The sequence below is a fragment of the Corynebacterium sp. HMSC29G08 genome (assembly GCF_001806875.1).
GTDB lineage: Bacteria > Actinomycetota > Actinomycetes > Mycobacteriales > Mycobacteriaceae > Corynebacterium.
In genome coordinates this window covers 52396-59265 of record NZ_KV786259.1, presented here as the reverse complement: position 1 = coordinate 59265, position 6870 = coordinate 52396, and the positions used below count along the sequence as shown (strand labels likewise).

The 6870-nt window shown below is 60.3% G+C and carries 6 protein-coding genes; all 6 read right to left on the bottom strand.

Annotated features, from left to right (window positions below; all coding sequences use genetic code 11):
- Window positions 1-77 precede the first annotated feature (77 nt).
- The 6 genes from HMPREF3101_RS07780 to HMPREF3101_RS07755 all read right to left on the bottom strand — a co-directional run bounded on the left by HMPREF3101_RS07780 (window position 78) and on the right by HMPREF3101_RS07755 (window position 6772).
- A complete protein-coding gene (locus HMPREF3101_RS07780; RefSeq protein WP_070464147.1) occupies window positions 78-866 on the bottom strand; it encodes an acetoin reductase in 789 nt (262 codons plus the stop codon).
- A 375-nt stretch (window positions 867-1241) separates the two neighbouring features.
- Window positions 1242-2063, bottom strand: a complete 822-nt coding sequence (locus HMPREF3101_RS07775) for a carbohydrate ABC transporter permease (protein ID WP_070464121.1) — start codon at window positions 2061-2063, stop codon at window positions 1242-1244.
- Window positions 2060-3094 carry a carbohydrate ABC transporter permease gene (locus HMPREF3101_RS07770; protein WP_083280155.1) on the bottom strand — a complete coding sequence of 345 codons (1035 nt, stop codon included), beginning with the start codon at window positions 3092-3094 and terminating at the stop codon, window positions 2060-2062. Before HMPREF3101_RS07770 ends, HMPREF3101_RS07775 begins: the two co-directional genes overlap by 4 nt.
- 116 nt (window positions 3095-3210) lie before the next feature.
- Window positions 3211-4494 (bottom strand): ABC transporter substrate-binding protein, encoded by a 1284-nt coding sequence (locus HMPREF3101_RS07765; RefSeq protein ID WP_070464117.1) that lies wholly within the window; start codon window positions 4492-4494, stop codon window positions 3211-3213.
- Window positions 4495-4599: 105 nt separating this feature from the next.
- Entirely contained in the window at window positions 4600-5259 is a 660-nt protein-coding gene (locus tag HMPREF3101_RS07760; RefSeq protein WP_070464115.1) for a TIGR03089 family protein, read from the bottom strand.
- A 19-nt stretch (window positions 5260-5278) separates the two neighbouring features.
- Window positions 5279-6772 (bottom strand): LCP family protein, encoded by a 1494-nt coding sequence (locus tag HMPREF3101_RS07755; RefSeq protein WP_246816698.1) that lies wholly within the window; start codon window positions 6770-6772, stop codon window positions 5279-5281.
- Window positions 6773-6870 lie beyond the last annotated feature (98 nt).

The window sequence follows — 6870 nt, the reverse complement described above, 5'->3', positions numbered from 1 at the left end:
GCTGTGCCGCATTCACTTGCGCGAGTAGTGTGGCCCCGCCTCATGCACAAGACGCAAGGCGGGCGCTGAAACGGTGTTTAGCGGTAGACCATGCCGCCGTCGGTAAGGATGGACTGGCCAGTGATGTAATCCGAATCCTCGGAAGCGAGGAAGGACACCAGGTTGGCCACATCCTCTGGGGTCTGTGCGCGACCCAGGGCGATGCTTTCAACGTTCTTCTCGTAGGTAGCGCCCAGCTCCGCGCCGGTCAGCTCGTGGAAGCGACGGTCAATATCCACCCACATGTCGGTGCCAACGATGCCCGGGCAGTACGCGTTGACCGTGATGCCGTCGCTTGCGTACTCGCGTGCAGCAACCTGGGTCAGCGCACGCACCGCGAACTTGGAGGCGGAGTAAGCACCCAGGATCGGGAAACCGTCGTGGCCTGCGATGGAGGAAGCGTTGATAATCTTGCCGCCGCCTCCGCGCTCCTTGAACTTGGCAGCGGCAGCCTGGATGCCCCAGACCACGCTCTTGATGTTGACGTTGAACATGGCGTCCAGCTCATCATCCGTAATAGCGTCGATCGGCTGCACCTGGGCAATACCAGCGTTGTTCACGATGATGTCGAAGCTGCCGAGTTCCTTCTCAGTGCGCTCGATGGCCGCAAAGACCTCGTCGCGCTTGGAAACGTCGGCACCGATTGCGATGGCCTTGCGTCCCAGCTTCTCAATCTGGGAAACAGTGTCCGCGCAAGTGTCTTCCTTCAGGTCGAGGACCGCCACGTCCGCGCCGTCTTGGGCAAGACGCAGTGCAATTGCTTGGCCGATGCCTCGTGCGGCGCCGGTGACAAGGGCGACCTTGCTGTCGATGGACTTCGTTGGCATGTTGTTCTCCTTCTCATAGCGTTTCAGGATCTGGGCCGAAATATCCGGCACAACCCACGGTACGGAAAGGTCAGACTTTTCGCTTGGGGTGGTTGAGGCGGAAGTCTGTTGCGCGGGAACCGACCTGGGATGAATCCTGAATTCTTTTGGATTCGGGTGTTCAGCGACCTGGGGAAACTGAATTCTTCGCCCGTTTTCGGGAAACAAATTCAGGATTTTGGGGTGTCGCTAGGTCCCGCTTGGTCGGTGCGCTGACAAATTTGTATCCGGCAAATCAGCGACCTGGGGTTTTGCCGAAGACCGAGAGGGTGCGCCGCACGATTTGTCAGCGGGAACCGCACCTCCTGACAAATCCAACGATGCCCCCTAGTACAACTAGCCCTTCACACCACCTGCGGTCAGGCCGGAGACAATGCGGCGCTGGAACAGCAGCACCATGATGATCAGCGGGATGGTCACAAGGGAGCCTGCCGCCATAATCGCTGCGTAGGGGTATTCGAAGGCACTCGGCCCGGAGAAGCGGGCGATGGCCACGGTCACCGGCTCGGTGGACGTGTTGGACAGCTGGCGGGCCAGCATGAACTCGTTCCAGGTGGTGATGAACGCGATGATCGCGGTGGTGAAGATCGCCGGTGCTGCCAGTGGCAGGAGGATAAGGCGGAAGGCTTGGCCTCTGGTCGCGCCGTCCACACGCGCAGCCTCCTCAAGCTCCCAGGGAAGCTGTTGGAAAAACGACACCAGGGTGTACACCGTTAGCGGTAGCGCGAACGAGATGTTCGGGATGATCATGGCGCGGTAGGTGCCAATCCAGTTCAGGTCGCCGAAGAGCTGGAACAGCGGGGTCACCAGCGCAATGCCTGGGAACATGGAGGCCGCCAGGATGATGCCTGTGATGATGCCTTTGCCGGGAAACTGCATGCGTGCCAGGGCATATGCGGTAAAGACACCCACGATCACGGCCAGTGAGGTGGTGGCCAGGGAGATGATCAGGGAGTTGCCAATAGCGCCGAGAAAGTCATTGCCCTTAGAGGTGGACAGCGCGTCGCGGAAGTTGTCCAGCGTGACGTGCGTGGGCCAAGGGGTGGTGTCAAAGGTGTGGCTTTTATGCCGCAGCGCCGTGATCAGCATCCAGTAAAACGGTGCGAGCCCCCAGAACATGATGAAAACTACGCCGAGGTAGTGCCCGATTCGCTTCATCGCTTTGCCTTCCTTTGAGCTTTCCTTGCTTCACGACGCTTCGCCGCACCCCCAACATCCGCACCCAAGAAGCGGATCATGATGAACGCTACGGCGAAGATGAGCAAGAAGATCAACGTAGATAGCGCGGAGGCTGAGTTGAAGTTGCCCTGGCGCATGTCCTCCACCACCAGCTGGGAAATCGTGGCTGTGGGGGCGTTGGAGGACGCAGAAATCATGATCACCGGCAGGTCATACATACGAAGCGCGTCGAGAGTGCGGAAGAGTATCGCAACCATCAGTGCCGGGCGCACCAGCGGCAGGGTGATGCGGGTGAATGACTGCCAGGCATTCGCGCCGTCAACGCGGGCCGCCTCGTAGATGTCCCGGTCAATCATCTGCAAGCCGGCGAGGATGAGCAGCGCCATAAACGGCGTGGTTTTCCACACGTCCGCGATAATCACGGCAAAGCGTGCCGCCCACGGGTCAGTGGTCCAAGCGATGTCTTTACCTAGTAGGGAGTTCACGATGCCGTTGGGGGCGAACATGAACTGCCACAACTTAGCGGTCACCGCGGTGGGAATCGCCCAGGGGATAAGCACCGCCGCACGGATCAGGCCGCGCATCTTGGACGGGCGGTTCATGATCATCGCCATCCCCATACCCAAAATGGCTTCAAGGGCGACGGTGACCACGGTGAAAAACAACGTGATCTTTACCGCCGGCCAGAAGTCCGTGGCTAACACGCCGGGAGGACACGCACCGACCACACCGGACGGGCTCATGCAGCGGTTGGTAATCCAGTACAGGTAGTTGTCTAGACCGGCAAAGCCACCGTCGACAAACACCCCCGTCTTTGGGTCCAGGTGGCGGTTGGACTGGAAAGATAGCCAGATCGCTCGGACGATGGGGTAGCCAATGACTACGGCCAACACGCAAAGCGCCGGAGTGACAAGCCCGAATGCTTTACCGGTGTCATTGGGCTTGTTCGCGGCGGGGGCATCGGCGCGCTCACCCTTGCGGAGTGATGGGGGCCGGAGTGAAGTGCTCATGAACGCCTCAGATCAAAAAGCTGAAGATGTGTAGGGGGGGCTTAAAAACGGGCAACGCCCGAACCGCAGTGTAAACGGTTACGGGCGTTGGTTGGCCGCAAGGCGTAAGAAAGCTCTTACTGCGCCTGCTTGATAGCTGCAGCCATGTCAGCGGTTGCGTCATCCACGCTCTTGCCAGCGGTCAGGGCAGCGTAAGCGTTGTCCTGGATCGCCTTGGAGATAGCCGGGTAGAACGGGGAAACCGGACGCGGCTGAGCGTTTTCCAAAGACTCCTTCAGCGCCGGCAGGTACGGGTACTTCTCAATCAGGGCAGCATCGTCGTAGATGGATGCCAGAACCGGCGGGAAGGAGGCCTCAGCGAAGGACAGCTGGTTCTCCTCGCTGATCACGAACTCAATGAAGTCACGAGCCGTAGCCTTGTACTTGGAGTTGACGTTGATGCCGTTGTTGTAGCCACCCAGGGTGGACACGCCCACACCGTTCTCGCCAACCAGCGGCTGGACCTCAAAGTTCAGGCCCTTCTCCTCTGCGTTGGTGTACATGTACGGCCAGTTGATAGCAAACGCCGTCTTACCCTCGGTGAAGGCCAGGTTGGTCTCCTCCTCGGTTGCAGCGGTGGAACCCTTAGCAATGGTGCCGTCAGCGTAAGCATCAACAAGCGCCCGCAGGCCTGCCTTTGCCTCTGCGGATTCAACGGTCGGCTCGCCGTTCTTATCGATCACAGCGCCGCCCCAGCCATTGATGAAGCCCAGAGTGTTCACCGTCAGGCCCTCGTACTGCTTCAGCTGCGTGGTCAGGCAGTCCGTCTCAACAGCCTCACATGCGGACTTGATGTCTGCAAAGGTGTCCGGCTTGGACTCAATGAGGTCAACGTTGCGGAAGAGCAGTTGGCCGTTGGTGTTCTGCGGCAGGGCGTAGAGCTTGCCGTTGTAGGTTGCGGAATCCACCGTCGGCTGCAGCAGCTTGGAGGTGTCAACCGCGTAGTCACCCTCCAGCGGCTCCAGCCACTGGTTAGCGGCGAAGTCTGCGGTCCAGACAACGTCAAGCGCCATCACGTCATAGTCAGCGTTGCCAGCCTGCAGGGACTGTACGAGGGTCTCGCGCTGAGCGTCAGCCTCACCAGCGAGCTCGGACAGGGTGACCTGCTCATCCGGGTGCTCGGCGTTCCACTTCTCAATGATCGGGATGATCTTGTCAGTGTCGTTCTTGCCCATGGCAAAAGTGATTGGGCCACGCTCTGCTGCAGAAGCAGCGTCGGTGCTTGCTGCAGCGTCAGTTGCCGTTGCAGTAGTGGTGTCCGTGGTTGCCGCCTCATCGCTGGAGCACGCAACCAGAGCGGTGGTGGACAGTGCGAGGGCGCAGATTGCTGCGCCCGACTTGCGGGTAGCGGAAAGCTTCATGCAAGGACCCTTTCAACTTGGAGGTGTAAATAATGTAAGTAACTCCAAGGCGAAAAAGTCGCTGTTTTTTCGCATTCCCCCAAAAATGGGGGTAATGCAGGAGAGTTAACCTGCTGTTAAGAAGTGCGTTACTTTTTCCACCTGCGTGATGTGCTCCAAGCGCTCCGCTGGGATCAGACCTGTTGTCACCACCACCGAGCCGCCCGCGGCAAGCGGGGCGAGCACGTTGTACTCAAACTCTTCGCGCGTGGTCCACGGGTTAGCCAAGTAACGGTGTGGCCCGAATTCCGGCAGGGAGAAATCAGACAACTGCGCGCTCTCGCCGTAATACTGGTCACCATAAAAACGCACCGTCGGGCCAAAATCTACGGTGCCAAACGGCAACTCACCCCCGGATTCCACAACGCCGCGGCCAAAAGGATCGTTGGAGACAACCACAACGTCGGGAACCTCCGTCCATAAGGAGGCTCGCTCGGTAGTGGTGAAGGTGACGGTTGGGGGAGACAACGGAGCGTCGAAAAGCGGGAAGCTCTGCGCGTTGTAGGTGCCAAGCGCAATGGCTGCAGACTGCCAGCTGGCGGGCAGATCGATGTGCACCTGGGAGCCGGGCTCCACATCAAACTCTTCAATCAACATGTTGGCAACCTTGTTCGCCCAGTTCTCCAAGGTCTGGCCCGAAAATTCCATGCGGGTGCCCAGTGCTTCGTCATATACCGTCAGACGGGGCGAAGCGGGATCCTGCATCAATGGGCTGAGCATGCTCATGCCCGCCCACAGTAGACAATTAATTCACACAACGCGGGCCGGTGCCGCCAGCGTTGATTGCAGGGCCAACCTCCGCGGCGCCGAAATCCTCACCCGGAGTACCCACTGGCGCGTAATACTCCGTCTCATCCACCTCGCCGGGCTCCACCATGGCAGGGCCCGCGTAGTCTTCAGCCACCACCACAATCAGGCTGCCCGGCTCAAGGCCCGCATTGGCCGTCACCGGCAGGCCGCCAAGCATGTTGGCAAGCTCCACAGCGGCAGGATCTTGAGGGTCTGCAGCCACGATCTGGGAAGAGGAGTAGACCCCGTCCATGGCGTTGGACACGTTGGCAACCGTGATGCCCTGCTTACGCAAGTGATCACCCATCGCAGCCGCCTGGCCCGGACGGGACCCGGCGTTGAGCACATACGCCTCGTACTGCGCGAACTGCTCAGCAGGTGCGACCGAGTCACCTGGGGATTCTGGCCCTTCAGGCTCGGGCGCGGGCGGCTCAATAACTTCCTCCATGAACCGGCGGACCTGCCCAACGTCCACGGTGACAATGGACTCGCCGTAATCACCAACACCGTTGACCGAGGTCACCGGGATGGTGGTGAAGCTGACGTCACCACCAGCCAAACCAGACATCTGCTGCGCAAACGCCATCACATCCCAACCCTGGTCCAACGTCACGGAGCGCTCCGCGGCCGTAGCCAGATCACGCAAACGCGCCGGGTTGGTCAGCGTGCCCGCAGAGAGGGTCTTTTGCACCAGGGACGCCATGTAGGCCTGTTGGCGCACAATACGGTCCAAGTCGCCGCGGGGCAGGTCGTGGCGCTGGCGCACAAACGACAAGGCTTCAGCGCCGTTGAGTGTCTGGCGGCCCGCCGGGAAATTCGCACCAGACAGCGGCTCATTGACCGCCTGGTTCAGGCAGACCTCAACGCCGCCAACCGCATCCGTCATCAAGGCAAAGCCCAGCAGGCCAACCTGCGCGTAGTGGTCCACCTCCACGCCGGTTAAGTCCGCCACTGCCTGGATCAGGCCCACCTGTCCCGCTTGGGCCACGCGCTGCTCTAGCTGGGGGCCAGGGGAGTAGCCGGCCTCTGTGAGTTCTGTGCGGCGCTCCAGCGCGTGAGCGCCATAAACGCCGTTGATCTTCAGATTGCCGTAGTCATCCGTATGTACATAGGTATCGCGCGGGATAGATACTGCGGTTGCGCGGGAACCATCCGCTGGGATTCGCAGCACCATGATGGTGTCCGTATTAATCTCGCCGTCCGAGATGCCCGCGTGGAGACGCGCAAGCTCGGCTTCACTCAAGGGATTGCCCTGTGCGTCCGTGCGTGAGTCAGAGCCCACAAGCAAAATATCCAGCGCGCCGTCCTGCAGGCCCTTCTTTTTCTTCGACGACTTCCCGTCGCCGCTATTTTGCGTAGGAATGTCGAGCTCAGAGGCGCTGAGCTGGCTGTCCAAACGGCCGACGGTGGCGTAACCAACGCCGGAGACCAAGATGGTGGCTGCAGACATGAGGGCCAAAAACCCCTTCAACACAGGGTGGCCAGACTGGCGCACATCCCGCGCGCGCGATGGCGCAGGCGCGATGTTGCGCGCACGCCGTGACCCGT